Origin of the sequence: Halomonas sp. PGE1 (assembly GCF_013000985.1) — a bacterium.
GTDB classification, from domain to species: domain Bacteria; phylum Pseudomonadota; class Gammaproteobacteria; order Pseudomonadales; family Halomonadaceae; genus Halomonas; species Halomonas alkalicola.
The window spans coordinates 1,363,727-1,378,709 of sequence record NZ_CP053032.1 but is presented as its reverse complement, the minus strand read 5'-3'; the positions used below and the strand labels follow the sequence as shown (position 1 = coordinate 1,378,709).

At 64.6% G+C, this 14,983-nt stretch carries 19 protein-coding genes and 1 pseudogene; 10 read left to right on the top strand and 10 right to left on the bottom strand.

Going from position 1 to position 14,983, the window contains the following annotated elements:
- Positions 1–79: 79 nt before the first annotated feature.
- Positions 80–382, bottom strand: a complete 303-nt coding sequence (locus HIR79_RS18625; RefSeq protein ID WP_169957708.1) for a VOC family protein — start codon at positions 380–382, stop codon at positions 80–82.
- Between HIR79_RS18625 and tnpA the strand changes: the two genes are divergently transcribed.
- The 4 genes from tnpA to HIR79_RS06495 are packed head-to-tail and all read left to right on the top strand — an operon-like array spanning position 381 to position 2,957.
- A complete protein-coding gene (gene tnpA / locus HIR79_RS06510) occupies positions 381–689 on the top strand; it encodes an IS66 family insertion sequence element accessory protein TnpA (RefSeq protein ID WP_110068988.1) in 309 nt (102 codons plus the stop codon). The genes HIR79_RS18625 and tnpA overlap by 2 nt on opposite strands.
- A complete protein-coding gene (gene tnpB, locus HIR79_RS06505; protein ID WP_169956277.1) occupies positions 689–1,042 on the top strand; it encodes an IS66 family insertion sequence element accessory protein TnpB in 354 nt (117 codons plus the stop codon). Before tnpA ends, tnpB begins: the two co-directional genes overlap by 1 nt.
- A 45-nt stretch (positions 1,043–1,087) precedes the next feature.
- A complete protein-coding gene (gene tnpC / locus HIR79_RS06500; RefSeq protein WP_211620964.1) occupies positions 1,088–2,629 on the top strand; it encodes an IS66 family transposase in 1,542 nt (513 codons plus the stop codon).
- A 43-nt stretch (positions 2,630–2,672) separates the two neighbouring features.
- A complete protein-coding gene (locus HIR79_RS06495) occupies positions 2,673–2,957 on the top strand; it encodes a transposase (protein ID WP_249322273.1) in 285 nt (94 codons plus the stop codon).
- A 35-nt stretch (positions 2,958–2,992) separates the two neighbouring features.
- Here HIR79_RS06495 and HIR79_RS06490 read toward each other — a convergent pair whose 3' ends face one another.
- The 4 genes and pseudogenes from HIR79_RS06490 to HIR79_RS06470 all read right to left on the bottom strand — a co-directional run bounded on the left by HIR79_RS06490 (position 2,993) and on the right by HIR79_RS06470 (position 7,469).
- Positions 2,993–3,199: a VOC family protein gene (locus HIR79_RS06490; RefSeq protein ID WP_249322272.1), complete on the bottom strand. Its 207-nt coding sequence runs from the start codon at positions 3,197–3,199 to the stop codon at positions 2,993–2,995.
- A gap of 103 nt (positions 3,200–3,302) precedes the next feature.
- On the bottom strand, positions 3,303–3,782 hold the full coding sequence (locus tag HIR79_RS06485; protein WP_349304996.1) for a VOC family protein: 480 nt from the start codon (positions 3,780–3,782) through the stop codon (positions 3,303–3,305).
- Between the two features lie 975 nt (positions 3,783–4,757).
- Positions 4,758–5,483, bottom strand: a complete 726-nt coding sequence (locus tag HIR79_RS06480) for an anaerobic ribonucleoside-triphosphate reductase activating protein (protein ID WP_169957707.1) — start codon at positions 5,481–5,483, stop codon at positions 4,758–4,760.
- A 60-nt stretch (positions 5,484–5,543) separates the two neighbouring features.
- Positions 5,544–7,469: pseudogene (locus HIR79_RS06470) on the bottom strand (ribonucleoside triphosphate reductase).
- Between the two features lie 141 nt (positions 7,470–7,610).
- On the opposite strand from HIR79_RS06470, the gene HIR79_RS06465 reads away from it, so the two are divergent.
- A complete protein-coding gene (locus tag HIR79_RS06465) occupies positions 7,611–7,904 on the top strand; it encodes a DUF503 domain-containing protein (RefSeq protein WP_119023280.1) in 294 nt (97 codons plus the stop codon).
- Positions 7,905–7,944: 40 nt separating this feature from the next.
- A complete protein-coding gene (locus tag HIR79_RS06460) occupies positions 7,945–8,808 on the top strand; it encodes an SDR family oxidoreductase (RefSeq protein ID WP_169957705.1) in 864 nt (287 codons plus the stop codon).
- 39 nt (positions 8,809–8,847) lie between these two features.
- Here the strand turns inward: HIR79_RS06460 and HIR79_RS06455 are convergent, their stop codons facing one another.
- Complete coding sequence (locus tag HIR79_RS06455) at positions 8,848–10,257, bottom strand: CHAD domain-containing protein (RefSeq protein WP_169957704.1); 1,410 nt, start codon at positions 10,255–10,257, stop codon at positions 8,848–8,850.
- Positions 10,258–10,503: 246 nt separating this feature from the next.
- Here HIR79_RS06455 and HIR79_RS06450 point away from each other — a divergent pair, with 246 nt between their 5' ends.
- From HIR79_RS06450 to HIR79_RS06435, 4 genes are all read left to right on the top strand, one after another.
- On the top strand, positions 10,504–11,379 hold the full coding sequence (locus HIR79_RS06450) for an alpha/beta fold hydrolase (protein WP_169957703.1): 876 nt from the start codon (positions 10,504–10,506) through the stop codon (positions 11,377–11,379).
- A gap of 244 nt (positions 11,380–11,623) precedes the next feature.
- The gene (locus tag HIR79_RS06445) at positions 11,624–12,202 is read left to right on the top strand and encodes an antibiotic biosynthesis monooxygenase (protein ID WP_169957702.1); all 579 of its coding nucleotides are present in this window, start codon (positions 11,624–11,626) and stop codon (positions 12,200–12,202) included.
- 70 nt (positions 12,203–12,272) lie between these two features.
- Positions 12,273–12,518, top strand: a complete 246-nt coding sequence (locus HIR79_RS06440; RefSeq protein ID WP_169957701.1) for a type II toxin-antitoxin system CcdA family antitoxin — start codon at positions 12,273–12,275, stop codon at positions 12,516–12,518.
- Positions 12,518–12,835 (top strand): CcdB family protein, encoded by a 318-nt coding sequence (locus tag HIR79_RS06435; RefSeq protein WP_169957700.1) that lies wholly within the window; start codon positions 12,518–12,520, stop codon positions 12,833–12,835. Before HIR79_RS06440 ends, HIR79_RS06435 begins: the two co-directional genes overlap by 1 nt.
- A 29-nt stretch (positions 12,836–12,864) precedes the next feature.
- Here the strand turns inward: HIR79_RS06435 and HIR79_RS06430 are convergent, their stop codons facing one another.
- From HIR79_RS06430 to HIR79_RS06415, 4 genes are all read right to left on the bottom strand, one after another.
- Entirely contained in the window at positions 12,865–13,329 is a 465-nt protein-coding gene (locus tag HIR79_RS06430) for a hypothetical protein (protein WP_169957699.1), read from the bottom strand.
- Positions 13,326–14,222 carry a PhzF family phenazine biosynthesis protein gene (locus HIR79_RS06425; RefSeq protein ID WP_169957698.1) on the bottom strand — a complete coding sequence of 299 codons (897 nt, stop codon included), beginning with the start codon at positions 14,220–14,222 and terminating at the stop codon, positions 13,326–13,328. Before HIR79_RS06425 ends, HIR79_RS06430 begins: the two co-directional genes overlap by 4 nt.
- Positions 14,215–14,619, bottom strand: coding sequence for a hypothetical protein (locus HIR79_RS06420; RefSeq protein ID WP_169957697.1), 405 nt, complete (start codon positions 14,617–14,619; stop codon positions 14,215–14,217). Before HIR79_RS06420 ends, HIR79_RS06425 begins: the two co-directional genes overlap by 8 nt.
- Before the next feature lie 87 nt (positions 14,620–14,706).
- Positions 14,707–14,973 carry a hypothetical protein gene (locus HIR79_RS06415; RefSeq protein WP_119023289.1) on the bottom strand — a complete coding sequence of 89 codons (267 nt, stop codon included), beginning with the start codon at positions 14,971–14,973 and terminating at the stop codon, positions 14,707–14,709.
- Between the last annotated feature and the right edge of the window lie 10 nt (positions 14,974–14,983).

Sequence of the window (14,983 nt, the reverse complement as noted above, 5' to 3'; positions counted from 1 at the left end):
GCCGCGCACACCGGCGCGAGCTTGCGAGCGTCCGGCAGCCGGAGGCTGCGTAGTGCTGCGCTTGGTTATGTGTTCCACGTTAATCCGATAGGTTGAGTTGCCAAGACACTCCGTACCTATCCTTCAGCCACCCAAACTTCTGGCTAAAGCCATAGTTATCCAAAGGCATCAGCTCCGAGCCGCCGTCGGCTAAGGCCCGAAAAGCCTCCTCGATTTCGTTCGAGGACTCACACTCGACATACAATGACATGGAGGGAGTAAAACTAAATTGGTGATCAAGGTGACTGTCCAGCGTAAGCGGCCATCCTGGCGCGTCGTTTCTTGAAATGGCCTGACCCCCTACGCTGATCCCGTCATTCACCGACGGAGCATCAGTCCCCATGTCGAAGCGACGCCACTCCCGCCACCCCGCCTCGCAATGGCAGGCCTGGGTCGACGAACAGGCCCAAAGCGGGCTCTCCCAGCAAGCCTTCTGTCGGCAGGTAGGGCTTCCCGTCAGTTCCTTCAAGCTCTGGAAGCGGCGACTGGCCGGCGACGCACCAATGCCTTATCACAGGGCTGCCGAGCCGGCGCTCTTCGCACCCGTGTCAGTGCCAGAGGAAGATGCCATTAGTGACGAGCCACGCGGCTGGGAGATCGAGCTCGACCTGGGGGATGGTGTCTGTCTGCGCTTTCGCCGGGGGGCATGATGCGCCCGCCGATCACGCTCTGGCTGTGCACCCAGCCCACCGACATGCGTTGCTCGTATGATGGGCTGGCCGCCCTGGTTCGCCGACAGCTGGGTCAGAATCCGCTGAGCGGGCACGGTTTCATCTTCATCAACCGGCGGCGCACCCAGCTCAAGTGCCTGTACTTCCAGGCCGGCGGCTACTGCGTGTGGAGCAAGCGCCTGGAGCGCGGACGTTTCGCCACCCTGTCGTCGTCCACCGCCGGCCAGGCGATCACGCTCAGCCCTGCCGAGTTCGAAGCCCTGATCGAGGGACTCGATCTGGTGGTCACGAAACGCCGCAAACGCTGGCATCCCAAGGTGTCAGCGGCCTGATGGCATGGTAAAATAACGGCCTGATTCACCAGGAAATATCGCCTCGTGTCGTCGCCGTCTCTGGAGCAGAAATACCAGCAATCTCTGGCCGAAAACTCGGTCCTCAGGGAAGAGAATGCGTCGCTCCAACGCCAGCTCGACTGGTTCAAGCGGCAGCTGTTCGGTCGCAAGTCGGAGCGCCTGCTGGCGATCGACCCGGCCGTGCAACAGAGCCTGCTCGGCAGTATGCAGGATCTGCCGGCTCCGCCGCCGCCCGAGCCTGATGAAGACGCCTCACCCGCCAAGACGCCGTCACGCAAGACGCGTCGTGATGCCGTCAACGACACCGGGCTGCGCTTCGATGCCTCGGTGCCGGTCAAGGTGATTGAGGTGGCACCGGACCTGCCCGAGGGCATGAGCCTGGACGACGTCGAGGTGATCGCCACGCGCAGCACCTTCCGCCTGGCGCAGCGCCGGGCCAGCTTCGAGGTGCTGGAGTATCGTTGCCCGGTGTTCAAGGTCAGCAAGGCGGCGCCGCCCCAGGCAACGTCAGCGCCGGCCACGCTGTTCGACGGCTCACTGGCCGACGTCAGCTTCATCGCCGGCCTGCTGGTCGACAAGTTCTGCTACCACCTGCCGCTCTATCGCCAGCATCAGCGCCTGCAGCAGGCCGGCATCCAGCTCAGTCGCACCACACTGACTCAGCAGGTGGCGCGAGCTGCGGCGTTGCTGTCGCCGATCCACCTGGCCCAGCTGGAGCACGTGCTGCAAAGCCAGGTGCTGGCCATGGACGAGACGCCGATCAAGGCGGGCCGCAAGACCAAGGGCAAGATGCAGGAGGCATGGTTCTGGCCGCTGTACGGTGACCACGACGAGATCAGCTTCACCTTTTCCCCGTCACGCGCCAAGGCCCACATCGACACGGTGCTGGGTGACCACTTCGAAGGCGTGCTGCTGACCGACGGCAACGCCTCTTATGCCCGCTATGCCGAGAAGCGCCCGGGGGTGACCCACGCCGAATGCTGGGCCCACGCACGGAGGCACTTCGAGAAGGCGCAGGGCAGTGATGACGCGGTTGAGGAAGGCCTGCTGCGGATCGCCGGGCTCTACAAGGCCGAGACCTGGATCCGTGAGAAGGGCCGCGAAGGACCGGAGAAACTCAAGGCGCGCACCGACTACAGCGAACCGCGGGTGCGAGCCTTCTGGCAATGGTGCGATCACCAGCTTCATCGGGACGATCTGGAGCCCCGCCACCCGCTGCGCAAGGCCGTCGAGTACGCGCTGAAGCGGCAGCGCAGTCTGGAGGTGTTCCTGTCCGATCCCGACGTGCCGATCGACACCAACCACCTGGAGCGTGGCCTGCGCTGCATTCCCATGGGAAGGCGCAACTGGTTGTTCTGTTGGAGCGAGGTCGGCGCCGAGCACGTCGGCATCGTGCAGAGCCTGCTGACCACCTGCCGGCTGCAGGGCGTCGACCCCTACACCTATCTGGTCGATGTCCTCCAGCGCGTGGCGCTTCATCTCGCCTCACGGGTCGACGAGCTGACACCGCGCCGCTGGAAGGCCCAGTTCGCCGACACGCCGCTGCGCTCCGACATCGAGCGCTGAATCGACACCCGCCGGCGCATCGGGCAAGGTGGCGCCTTTCCCGATGCACGAGATCCGGTTCCCCATGCGTATCGACGACATGAGCCTCGACCAGCTCCTGGCGCTCAACGACCTCATCTGCCGCCGTATCGACGACCTCCAGGCCCGACAGGAGATGGCGGTGTTGAGCCGCCTGACCCTGGGGCAGGCCGTTTCCTTCGAGAGCCGCGAGGGTCAGGTGTTCGGCCGGGTCATCAAGATCAACCGCAAGACGGTCGTCGTGCAGTCGGAAGATAACCGGCAGTGGAAGGTCGCGGTGGCCCTGATCCAGCCACTACGCGACGTATAAGGCAAGCGGAAACCGGCACGCCTTGGAATGACCGGTTACCTGTCCAGCGCCATTAACTCGGTTCCGTTTATCGTAAACCGGGCCATTTTGGTAGAACCTTCTGGTTCATACTCACCGGCTCCGTAGCGCTGAATATCGGTGATCTGTGAATCAGGAAATAAAGAAGTATAGAACCTGATTGCCTCCTCGGCTTTCCCGGCCTGCTCTCCGACAAACATGAGCGAAGTCGTGATGGATTTCATCTGCTCCTCCAATCCGATGGGTACACATAACGCTGCCGTCACCGGTGCCAAAAGTGGCGCGTGAGCGACGCTTTTGGCATCCGGTGCACGGCTTTGTTATGCCTTACTCTGGCACTATCCACTCGGGATTATAAGCCACTTCCCAAAGGTGCCCATCGGGATCTTGAAAGTAGCCAGCGTAACCACCCCAGAACGTGTCTTGTGCAGGTTTAACAATTGTACCACCACTGTTTCCAGCCTGTAACATGACCTCATCTACTTCAGATTTAGAGGACACATTGTGAGCAATGCTGAATTCCGTTGGATTCGGTTTTCCCAGTGGTAAGCCAGAATCTTTAGCAAGGTGTTCGCGAGGATAAATAGCCAGCTTCAGATTCGATTCGAGATCAAAGAATGCTACCGCCCCATGTTCAAACTCTTCACCGACAATACCTTGAGTTTCAAGACCGAGGCCGTCGCGGTAAAAATTTAAGGAACGATCGAGGCTTTCGACAGCAAGCGTTACAAGTGAGATTCTAGGTTTCATGATGCTTTCTCCGCATTTCAGATGTTGACGTTCAACATTGCCCAGCAAGAAAGCCATGATAAGGAAGAATACACCACAACCCTTCCCAACATGCACTTGCACGCTGGGCGAAGGTCGTGGGTTTGGCGAACCAAACAGAGCTTCCCCTTCGGGAAACGGACGGACTAACCATACCGCCCTGTCTTTTTCGACTCCCTCACTCTAGCAATACTCCGAAGAACTCACAAGGCATAACGCCGTGCACAGCGGCGCGAGTTTACGAGCGTCCGGCGCCCGACAGGGCGCGAACTGCTGCACTTGGTTATGGCGGCGACAATGCCAGCTTTCTAATGGCACTTTGCGAAGCGATAGCGGAGCCGCAGCCCGAACAATACGGGACAAGAACTGACACCTGCCGCCGCCCGAATTTTTCTTAGTGGCACACCACGCCAGTAGCAGAAATGTTGCCGATTACCACTTATTCTCCGAGGTCCACCAGGAACGAAACTGCCATCCTTAGATGAACCGAAAAACTCTAATGCCAGGTTAACTTGGCTTGTGGCACGAGACCAGAAAGCTTGAGCAAAACCCCGGCAAATGCAAAAGGCCGAGCGCCCATAACAGGTATTATACCGCGCGCGTCATATTCCACTTGAACGCGCACGCGCGTTCAATAATGTTATGCCGCGCGCTTGCCCACCTCTTATCTTGTTGAAAAATCGAAAAATTAAGTATAGCTTGGCAGCATAACACGGACCATCGCGCATGCTGCATATCCCCGATGAACGTGCCTGCTGTCTTTGCCGGCATGCCGGCTTTGGGTCGTTATCTGCCATCATGCCCTCCCCTCTCCCTACCGATAGACTAGATGCTGATGCTCGCATTTCCGGCAAGCGGCCGTGTAGATCGGGCCGTCCTTCGAGACTCTCACGCTTTTCCAGGCGCAGGCCGGGGATGGCGGCGTGCCGGCAACATTCTGTAACCTAGCAGCCTGACACCTAAGCCGCCTGAGCACCAGTGGGCAATGGCTTACAAGGCAGTGTCGTCTTTGGCTTACGTCCTCAGTTCAATACGCTCGAAGGCCGGCGCCAGGGTCTCCACCAGCGCTTCGAGCTCGCCGAGGGTCGGGGCGCTGGGCACCGGGCGGGCGTAGGCGGGATCGAGGCAGCGGCCGGGGCGGGCCACCTGCAGGGCGTAACGGGTTACGCCCCGTTCGGCGAGGTCGAGGGCCAGGCGGCGCAGGCTCTCGAGGTCGAGATCGCGCCAATGAACGGTGGTGCGGCACTCGAAGGCGACGCCGCTTCTCGAGAGCAGCTCGAGGCTCTCGGCGTGGGCGGCAGCCAGGCCGGGGCGGCCGACGATGGCGTCGAAGCACGCCGCCGGGCCCTTCACATCGAGCCCCACCCACGCCAGGTGCGGCAGCGTCTCGGCCAGGCGCCGCGGGTAGACCCCGGCGGTGTGGAGCCCCACCTTGAAGCCGAGCGCTTGCGCCCGGGCGGCGGCGACGGGCAGGTCGGCATGCAGGGTGGGCTCGCCGCCGCTGAAGACGATGCCATCGAGCAGCCCCTGGCGCCTGGCCAGGAAGGCTTCCACCTCGGCCCATTCGCCGGGCGCGGCACGGCGGGGCGCGAGCATCCCGGGGTTGTGGCAGTAGCCGCAGCGCAGCGGGCAGCCCTGCAGGAAGACCACGCAGGCCAGGTGATCCGGGTAGTCCAGGGTGGTCATGGGGGTTAGGCCGGCCACGGGCAACCGCGGCCGGCAAGATTCGTCGTGGGACATGGGCGCGTTCCGGCCGAGCGCCCCGGGCACGGGCCCGAGGCGCCCGGCATGGCGGTGGGGTCAGGGGGTGGCGGCCTGCTCGCTGAAGTGTCGCCGCTCGCGGTGCTCGGACTGCTTGCCGCGGTTGAACTGGCTGACGGGGCGGTGATAGCCCATCACTCGTGTCCAGACCTCGCAGCGCTGGCGCGCTTCGGTGGGCAGGCTCTCGACGCTATGACGCATGGGATGCTCCTTTTCAGGTTGGTGGTATTGCGGGGAAAGGCCTCAGGCCATGGCGCCGGCCCGAGCATGATTTGCCAGAAGGGCGTCATCGCACTTCGGGCAGAACTCATGTTCGCCGGCCAGGTAGCCGTGCACCGGGCAGATCGAGAAGGTCGGCGTCACGGTGATATAGGGCAGGCGGAAGCGGGAGAGCGCGCTCTGCACCAGCTTGCGGCAGGCCGCCGGTGAGGAGAGCCGCTCCCCCATGTAGAGGTGCAGCACGGTGCCGCCGGTGTAGCGGGTCTGCAGCGGGTCCTGGTGCAGCAGCGCCTCGAAGGGGTCGTCGGTATAGCCCACCGGCAGCTGGCTGGAGTTGGTGTAGTAGGGAGAATCCGGAGTGCCCGCCTGGAGGATGCCGGGGTAGCGCTTCTGGTCCTCCTTGGCGAAGCGGTAGGTGGTGCCCTCCGCCGGGGTCGCCTCCAGGTTGTAGAGGTGGCCGGTGGCCGCCTGGAACTCGCGCATCCGCTCGCGCACCTGCTCCAGCAGCTCGATGGCCAGCTGCTGCCCCTCGGGGTTGGCGATGTCGAAACGGTCCTCGAAGAAGTTGCGCACCATCTCGTTGAGGCCGTTCACCCCCAGGGTGGAGAAGTGGTTGCGCAGGGTGCCGAGGTAGCGACGACTGTAGGGGTAGAGGCCGTCGTCCATCCAGCCCTGGATGCAGCCGCGCTTGATCTCCAGGCTGTCGCGGCCGAGCCCGAGCAGCCGGTCCAGCTCCTGGAAGAGCCCCGTGCGGTCGCCGGCGAAGCGATAGCCCAGGCGCGCGCAGTTGATGGTCACCACGCCGAGCGAGCCGGTCTGCTCGGCGCTGCCGAACAGGCCGTTGCCGCGCTTGAGCAGCTCGGTGAGGTCGAGCTGCAGCCGACAGCACATGGAGCGCACCATGTGCGGCTCCAGGTCCGAGTTGAGGAAGTTCTGGAAGTAGGGCAGCCCGTACTTGGCAGTGAGCGCGAAGAGCCGCTCGGCGTTGTCGCTCTCCCAGGGGAAGTCCGGGGTGATGTTGTAGGTGGGGATTGGGAAGGTGAACACCCGCCCCTGGCAGTCGCCCTCCTCCATCACCTCCAGGTAGGCGCGGTTGAGCAGGTCCATCTCGGCCTGCAGCTCGCCGTAGGTGAAGGGCTGCTCCGCGCCGCCGATGATCGGCACCTGGTCGCGCAGGTCCGCCGGGCAGGTCCAGTCGAAAGTGAGGTTGGTGAAGGGGGTCTGGCTGCCCCAGCGCGACGGCACGTTGAGGTTGTAGATAAATTCCTGCACCGCCTGCTTCACCGCCGGGTAGTCGAGGGCGTCGCGGCGCACGAAGGGGGCCAGGTAGGTATCGAAGGAGCTGAACGCCTGGGCGCCGGCCCACTCGTTCTGCAGGGTGCCGAGGAAGTTGACCATCTGCCCCAGGGCGCTGGTGAGGTGCCGGGGCGGCGCGCTCTCCGCCCGGCCCGGCACGCCGTTGAAGCCCTCGATCAGCAGCTGGCGCAGCGACCAGCCGGCGCAGTAGCCGCTGAGCATGTCCAGGTCGTGGATATGCAGGTCGCCCTCCCGGTGGGCCTCGCCTACCGCGGCGGGATAGACTTCGTCCAGCCAGTAGTTGGCGATCAGCTTGCCCGAGGCGTTGAGGATCAGCCCGCCCAGGGAGTAGCCCTGGTTGGCGTTGGCGTTGACGCGCCAGTCGGCGCGCTGCAGGTATTCGTTGACCGTCGAAGCGACGTTGACGGCGCCGGTCGGCTGGCGTTGCATGGGTGTTCCCTCACTGGCCGATTATCTATATATGGTGCCATTTCTTCTATCAGACACCATATGTTGTGCCAGAGAAGGGTAGACACCCGGGCGAGACGGGGAAATGATCCAGGTCAGGAAAAGGGCGAAGGAGGGGTCAGCATGCATATGGGGATTCTCACGCTGCACATCTCGCTGCCCGGCTGCCGCTCGCTGAAGGAGAAGCGCCAGCGCATGGGCGGCCTGCACGAGCGCTTCGGGCGCAACCCGGCGGTGGCGGTTTGCGAGAGCGGCGAACACGACCGGCTGGAGGCGAGCGAATGGACCTTCGTGGCGGTGGCCAACGAAGGTCCCAAGGTGGAGGCGCTGCTCGGCGAGATCGAGGACAAGGTCCAGCGCACCGTGGATGGCCGGGTGATGGAGGCGACCCGGGAGATGCTGCAGGGCGGCCCGTGAGGCCGGCCATCGAGCGCCTGAACCAGAACAGGAGAGACGAATGACGGATGCACGCCCGGATAAGACGCGCAGCCTGCTGATCACCGGCTGCTCCAGCGGGATCGGCCACGCCGCGGCCCACGCCATGGCGGCACGCGGCTGGCGGGTGTTTGCCACCGCCAGAAAGGAGGCGGACGTGGCCCGGCTGAAGGATGAGGGCCTGGAGGCACTGGCGCTGGACCTGGACAGCAGCGCCTCCATCGAGGCGGCGGTGGCCGATATCGCGGAGCGCACCGGCGGGCGGCTGACGGCGCTCTTCAACAACGGCGCCTACGGCCAGCCCGGGGCGGTGGAGGATCTCTCCCGGGAGACGCTGAGGCAGCAGCTCGAGACCAACCTGCTCGGCACCCACGAGCTCACCGCTCGGGTGCTGCCGATGATGCGCGCCCAGGGACACGGGCGCATCGTGCAGAACAGCTCGGTGCTGGGGTTCGCCGCCCTGCCCTACCGCGGCGCCTACATCTGCTCCAAGTTCGCCTTGGAGGGGCTCACCGATACCCTGCGCCAGGAGCTTTCGGGAAGCGGCATCCACGTCAGCCTGATCCAGCCCGGCCCCATCACCAGCCGCTTTCGCGCGAACGCCCACCGCGCCTTCCGGGCCCATATCGATACCGAGCGTAGCGCCCATGCCGAGACCTATCGCAAGGTGGAGGCGCGGCTGGCCAGCACCGAGGGCAAGGCCGCCTTCACCCTGGGCCCGGAGGCGGTGGTGGCCAAGCTGATCCACGCCCTGGAGCACCCGCGCCCCAGGCCCCGCTATGCGGTCACCCTGCCCACCCATCTCTTCGCCGCCCTGAAGCGGGTGCTCAGCACCCGGGGCATGGACCGGGTGCTGCTGCGCTCGACCCGGGACGAGCGGGAGTAGCCGAGGGGCGCACCCGCACGGGTGACGCCAGGGCGTGAGTCAGCGCGCGGCAGGCCCCGACTCGCCGAGCGGCGCCAGCGCCATGATCTGCGTGCGCAGCGCCAGTTTCTCTTTGGCGAGTCCCTCACGCCAGGCGCTCCTTTCGCTCTCCAGTGCCTCATCGCTGGCGAGAGAAGGGGCGCTGGCGAAGAGGGCCACGATCCAGGCCTGGCGGGTGCAAAGGTCCTGAAACTCGCCGAGCAGGGTCTGGCGCTGCTTCAGCCCCTCGAGGAAGCGGCGGTGGCGCGTCGGATCCAGTTCGGCCAGGTAGCGGATGCGCTTCACCGCCTTGCGCAGGTCGTGGAAGGCCTCGTCGGGGGCGTCAGGCGTGAGGGCGGCCAGGTCGCTATCGTGGCCTGCGATGCGCTCGTCCAGCACCGCCGCGACCCGCGCCGCAGAGAGCCGGGCAAGCGCCTGCCGAAAGCCGTCGCCGTCGAGGAACGCCTGCCAGGCCTGCATGTCGGCGGCGTAGTCGGGCTGGCCCAGCTGCCGGCAGAGGCGCTCGTGCTGTTCCCGGGCCCGCTCGTTCAGCCAGGCGTGAAGCGCCCGTCGAGTGCTTGCCTGAAGCGGCGGCGGCGCCTGCTCCAGGCTCTCCAGGAAGACATCGAGATCGCGCAGGTCACTGGTGGCCTGGGCACGCTGCTTGAGCTCCTTCAGCCGCTTCTTCAGCCCCGGCGCCTTCCCGCTCCCGGCTTGCCGGACGGTGGCCAGCACGGCCTCGCCGATCGCCCGGCTGCGGCGCAGGTTGACGCGGTACTGGTGCAGAAACTCGGGATCGATGCCTGCCATCACGCCGGGCTCCAGCGCCCGAACCAGACGATAGAGGTGGCCGAGCTGCCCGTGGAGGCGGCCGGCCAGGTCGGCCTTGCGCAGGTCCGGCGGCGCCGGCGCCCGGCGCTGGAAGAGCGCATGGCTGGCCTGCTCCGGGGTCAGGCACGCCAGCCGCTCGGCGGTGTGCCTCGCAAGCGCCTGCCAGGTCTCGCCGGGCAGGCTGAGGTGCAGCAGTCCGCCGGTGGGAAGGGAATCGGGCGCCACGGGGCTGAGCCAGCGGGCCAGCTCCAGCAGCGCTGGGTTGTGCCCCACCATCAGCACCCGCCGGTTGCCCTCGGGTAACGTCTGCAGCCAGTCGCGCAGCGCCTCACCGTCGAAGGTGTAGAGCGCCTCGTCGAAGCGGGCCACCGAGCCCAGGGTGCCCTCGGGCAGCGCCGCCGCCATCTCCTCGAGGGTCTCCCGGGTGCGCCGGGCCGGGCTCGAGAACACCTTGCCCTCGAACGCCCTCCAGCGCATCAGCGCCGGCGCCATGGCCGCCGCCTGGCGCCGGCCTCGCTGGCTCAGGGGCCGATCAGCGTCGGGCAGCTCGCTGCCCCCGCGTTTCGCCTTGGCATGACGCAGCAGATAGAGCTCCAGCATGGGGGGACTCCGCCGTGTGAAATCCCTTTCAGCTTAGTCCCCCGGCCGCGACGCGCGCAGTCGCTGGAGCGCGCCAGGGACATGACCATCGCCGGCGAGAGCGCCACCGGCAGACGGTGAATGTCCGCAAAGAGCATCTAGCAGCGAGAGCTTCCCTGTCTCTCTGGGCCGGGCCCGGACTCGGTGAAACGACACGCCGGTCTCGTCTATGCTGCATCAGTCACGTCAGACTCGACGGAGAGCCTCATGAAGGGATATGCGTTGCGGGGTGTGCGTTACCTGGGCCTGTTGCTGCTGGCACTTGCCAGCCCGGTGCTGGCCACCGAGGTCAACTGGCCCCGCATGGCCGACTCGGCGGACGGCGTACCTATTGCCTACGAGGTGCAGGGCAGCGGCGAGCCGACGCTGGTCTTCATCCATGGCTGGAGCGGCGATGGCCGCTACTGGCGCGGGCAAGTGCCGCATTTTTCGCAGCGCCATCGCGTGGTGACGGTCGATCTTGCCGGGCACGGCCACTCTGGCCTGGGGCGTGACGCCTACACCCTGCCAGCCTTCGGAGAGGACGTGAAGGCGGTGTTGGAGGACCTGGACGTAGCGCAAGCGATCCTTATCGGACACTCCATGGGCGGGCCGGTCAGCGTGGAAGCGGCACGCCTGGTGCCGGAACGCGTCATCGGCATCATCGGCGTCGACACCTTCCACGACATGGTCGCGGAGATCAGCCAGGAGCAGCGCGACGAGCTGCTGGAACCGCTTCAGGATGACTTTGCCTCGGCCGCACGCCAGTTCGTGGCGTCGATGTTCATCGATAGCACCGATGCCAAGCTGCGCGAGTGGGTAATGCATGACATGGCGGCCGCACCGCCCGAGGTGGCTATCAGCGCCATGGAAGACATGCTATCGCGGCATGCCGATGGTGAAGCGACAAGGCATTTCGAGGAGCTGACGATACCGCTGGTGGCGATCAATGCCGACCTGTGGCCAACCGACGTCGACGCCAACCGGCAGCTGCTGCCGGAGTTCGACGCCGTGATCATGGAAGAGGCCGATCACTTCCTGCACATGGCCAAGCCGGAGGCCTTCAATCGTGAGCTGGAACGAGTGATCGGCACACCACCATGATGCCGCTGCTCGAATCCGATGCTGCCAGGCCCCGACCAACCAGAAAGATCATGCCGGCCATCCCGGCACTTAGCAGCAAAAACGACCAGAACCCCAATCTTGAAAAGCTGATCTCCCCGCCAGGCACGGACGGCATGGTATACTTCTTGCTTTGAATAGTTGCTGCATGAACGCTCACGAGGGCCTACCCGGCCCGAGTGTGATTCGGCGCCCTACCCCGGCACCCCGATCAAGGAGATACACCATGTCCCCTGCCCCCCTGACCCTGATGGTGGCCCGACGCGTCTCCCGCGGCCGCTACACCGATTTCACCGCCTGGCTGGAGGAAGGCCGCGCGCTGGCCGCCGACTTCAGCGGCTACCTGGGCTCCGGCGTGCTGGCCCCGCCGCCCGGTGACGACGAGTACCAGATCATATTCCGCTTCCGCGATGCCGACACCCTGGCGGCCTGGGAACACTCCGCCTCGCGCCGCGCCTGGCTGGCCCGCGGCGAGGGGCTCTTCGTCGCTCCCCAGGAGCATCGCGCCACCGGGCTGGACGGCTGGTTCCAGGACGCCACCGGCCAGACGCCGCCGCGCTGGAAGCAGGCCATTGCCATCTGGCTCGCCTTCTTTCCGGTGTCGCTGCTCTTTCAGGCGCTGTTCGGGGGCCTGCTGGCGGGGCTACCGCTGCTTCCCAAGGTGCTGGTCAGCACCCTCGCGCTCACCCCGGTGATGGTGTTCCTGTTCATCCCGCTCTCCATGCGCCTGCTCGGCCCCTGGCTGCGCGGCGAGGTCTCCATTCGGGCGCGTCTGACCCGACGGATGCACCAGCGCGGGGCGTGAGGCCCGCCACACTTGTCGAACACGCCTGGCGCGCACACACTATGCGCATGCCCGCTACGAGGCCATTGACATGACCCAGCCCTACGACACTCAAGCCCCCAAGAAGGCCACCAACGTCAGCATCAACAGCGACCTGCTCCAGCAGGCGCGGCGCCTGGGCATCAACCTTTCTGCCACTTTCGAGAGCGCGCTGTCGGATAAGGTACGTGCGGAGCAGCGCGAACGGTGGCAACGGGAGAACACCGACGCCATCCGCGCCTACAACCAGTTCGCGGAGGAAAACGGCACCTTCGGTGACGGCGAGCGGACATTCTGATGGCTCAGTTCCACGCCTACGAGAACCGCAACCCGGCCTCGCGCAAACGCTACCCCTACCTTCTCGATATACAGAGCAACCTGCTCGGCGAGCTGCGCACGACCGTCGTCGTGCCGCTCTGCCCTGTCGGCATCGCCGAAAGCCTGCGAATCTCCCACCTGAACCCCAGTATCGAGATCGACGGCGAACGCTATATCGCCTTGACGCAGGAGCTCGCCGGGATGGAAAGGAAGCGTCTCGGTAAGGCGGTACATGATCTCGGCCTCTATCGTGACCGGATCATTGCCGCCGTCGATTTCCTGGTGACAGGTATCTGACCCGGGCAGCGAGCTTCACCATGGCCGGCCTACCGGCCCACCCCCAGATGCTTGGCCCCGCGGTAGAACGCAACGAGAGCACCGCCGCCCAGCATCATGCAGAGGCCCGCGACCACGACGACCAGGGCGTCATAGGCCACGGCGCCGGAAGTCGAATAGGCCCCCACCAGCATGCCGATATGCCGCACCACCAGATAGGTACCGATCAGGAAGGTGCCGGCACGCACCAGGTCGTCGTCCGGGATGCGGCCGCTCGCCCCATCACTCACTCCCCCAGCGCCATGCAGCCACTCCGCCAGGCGGCCGGCGAAGCACCACAGCAATACGCCGCCCACCATGGGTACCGCCACCGTGGCGATCAGCACCGGCAGCAGGTCGGCTGACCAGAACTCTCCTACATGGGGGCCCAGCAGCGCCGGCAGCACCGAGAACAAGGTCTTCAGGAAGAGATAGAGACCCAGCAGCCGGATCATCAGGACGGAAAAGGGTTTCATAGGGCCTCCCGGGAAACCATCAGTTCGCCTGGCAGGTGCAGCGCCCCGCTTCCCACTATCACTGCCTCTCCTGCAATGCGGATCGAAAGATCGTTTTCGATGCGATCGGCCTCGGCAAGGATGCGGCTAGGGCGACCCATCTCGATGCCCTGCTCGATCTGCCATTGCCATCGGCCAACTCCCTTGCTCTGGGCCAGATACCCTGCCAGGGCCGCCGCCGCACTGCCAGTCGCCGGGTCCTCACGCATGCCGCCCGGGGTGGAAAACATTCGGGCTCTCACGGCGCGTGATGCACCAGCCTCCTTGACGACCACATAGAGATAGGCCTGATCGTGGCCGCTGGGTGATACCCATTCCGCCCAGGCAGTCGGCCAGGGCCGTGCCTTCGCCAAGGCCCCCTGTGAGGAGAGCTCGATCAGGTGATAAGGCAGCCCACAGGAAGCGAGAACCGGCTCACCAAGGACCTGATGCGCCTCCAGCCCCAGCAGTTCAGCGGCAGAGGCCTGGGTCAAGGTGCTCGCCAGGATGCTGACGGATTCTGCCGTGGTCAGGCGAGCCAACGCCTGATCGAACTCTACGAGCAATGAGCCAACGCCGGCCTCGAGAATCAGCGGACATTCTCGCTCGGCCATACCATGATGAAGCAGAAGATGAGCGGTGCCTATCACCGGATGGCCCGCGAAGGGCAGCTCCCTCGTCGGCGTGAAGATGCGGATGGGATAGCGATGCTGGCCGGTCGCCTCACTGACGAACACCGTCTCGGAGAGGTTCAGCTCGTTGGCGATAGCCTGCATCATGCCGTCATCCAGCCCCTTTGCCCGGGGGAATACCGCCAGCGGGTTGCCGGCAAAGGCTCGGTCGGTGAAGACATCGAGCAGAAAGTAGTCAATCATGCGGCCCCACCCGAGGCCCGATCAAACTCTCCCTGAACCCCTCTCTCGCATCACTGATAAAAGAAAGCAGCTGATCTTCTGGAACATGAACCACGGCAATACCCTGCCTCTTCGCCTCGGCAACAATGGACAATGCCGGCTGCTCCCTGGGCAAGAAGAGGGTTTTTGGCCAGCGCTTCTTGTGCGCCTTGGCCTGCTTCAACAAGCGCCGAGATTCCAGCTTTCCCGGCCCCTCACCCGATGCCGGCACCGGCCTGGAACTCAGAAGAAAACAGCTTGCGGCATCCATGAACGCGAAGATATCGAAATCACCATCCTGCTCCGTATGCACTGGCCACTCGTTCAGCCTGAAGGCGATCCAGGCCTCATTGACTTGAAACTGATCCGGATGCAGCATCCCACCTCCTGATTCTCACAATGCCAAGCTCATTCCAGCGAGCGAAATGAACCTTATTTTTCGGCTCACTACCCTGTCTCTCACGGCCTATTCTGAATATCTCATGGCGGTTTCCAGCGTATCGCACAGGGAGTCCAGCTCCTCCTGCAATGCCGCACCTCTGACCTCTTTTATTGACCTGCTCAGGTCTCCGACCAGCACTTCGAGCCAAAACCTTTCGATCATCAGCCGATGAAAACCTGCCTTTCCTGCCACCGCTTCAAAGGCGGGGGCCTGGTCCGGGAACGGATACCCATACCGCAGAATCAGGTTCGCCTCTCTCCCCGAAATTTCAATCTCAACGTCATCCGACAATCTGGGTCCC

Coding starts and splice junctions, on each gene's coding strand:
- tnpA (WP_110068988.1), top strand. CDS start 381: ATGTCGAAGCGACGCCACTCCCGCCACCCCGCCTCGCAATGGCAGGCC.
- HIR79_RS18625 (WP_169957708.1), bottom strand. CDS start 382: ATGGGGACTGATGCTCCGTCGGTGAATGACGGGATCAGCGTAGGGGGT.
- tnpB (WP_169956277.1), top strand. CDS start 689: ATGCGCCCGCCGATCACGCTCTGGCTGTGCACCCAGCCCACCGACATG.
- HIR79_RS06495 (WP_249322273.1), top strand. CDS start 2,673: ATGCACGAGATCCGGTTCCCCATGCGTATCGACGACATGAGCCTCGAC.
- HIR79_RS06490 (WP_249322272.1), bottom strand. CDS start 3,199: ATGAAATCCATCACGACTTCGCTCATGTTTGTCGGAGAGCAGGCCGGG.
- HIR79_RS06485 (WP_349304996.1), bottom strand. CDS start 3,782: ATGGCTTTCTTGCTGGGCAATGTTGAACGTCAACATCTGAAATGCGGA.
- HIR79_RS06480 (WP_169957707.1), bottom strand. CDS start 5,483: ATGTCCCACGACGAATCTTGCCGGCCGCGGTTGCCCGTGGCCGGCCTA.
- HIR79_RS06465 (WP_119023280.1), top strand. CDS start 7,611: ATGCATATGGGGATTCTCACGCTGCACATCTCGCTGCCCGGCTGCCGC.
- HIR79_RS06460 (WP_169957705.1), top strand. CDS start 7,945: ATGACGGATGCACGCCCGGATAAGACGCGCAGCCTGCTGATCACCGGC.
- HIR79_RS06455 (WP_169957704.1), bottom strand. CDS start 10,257: ATGCTGGAGCTCTATCTGCTGCGTCATGCCAAGGCGAAACGCGGGGGC.
- HIR79_RS06450 (WP_169957703.1), top strand. CDS start 10,504: ATGAAGGGATATGCGTTGCGGGGTGTGCGTTACCTGGGCCTGTTGCTG.
- HIR79_RS06445 (WP_169957702.1), top strand. CDS start 11,624: ATGTCCCCTGCCCCCCTGACCCTGATGGTGGCCCGACGCGTCTCCCGC.
- HIR79_RS06440 (WP_169957701.1), top strand. CDS start 12,273: ATGACCCAGCCCTACGACACTCAAGCCCCCAAGAAGGCCACCAACGTC.
- HIR79_RS06435 (WP_169957700.1), top strand. CDS start 12,518: ATGGCTCAGTTCCACGCCTACGAGAACCGCAACCCGGCCTCGCGCAAA.
- HIR79_RS06430 (WP_169957699.1), bottom strand. CDS start 13,329: ATGAAACCCTTTTCCGTCCTGATGATCCGGCTGCTGGGTCTCTATCTC.
- HIR79_RS06425 (WP_169957698.1), bottom strand. CDS start 14,222: ATGATTGACTACTTTCTGCTCGATGTCTTCACCGACCGAGCCTTTGCC.
- HIR79_RS06420 (WP_169957697.1), bottom strand. CDS start 14,619: ATGCTGCATCCGGATCAGTTTCAAGTCAATGAGGCCTGGATCGCCTTC.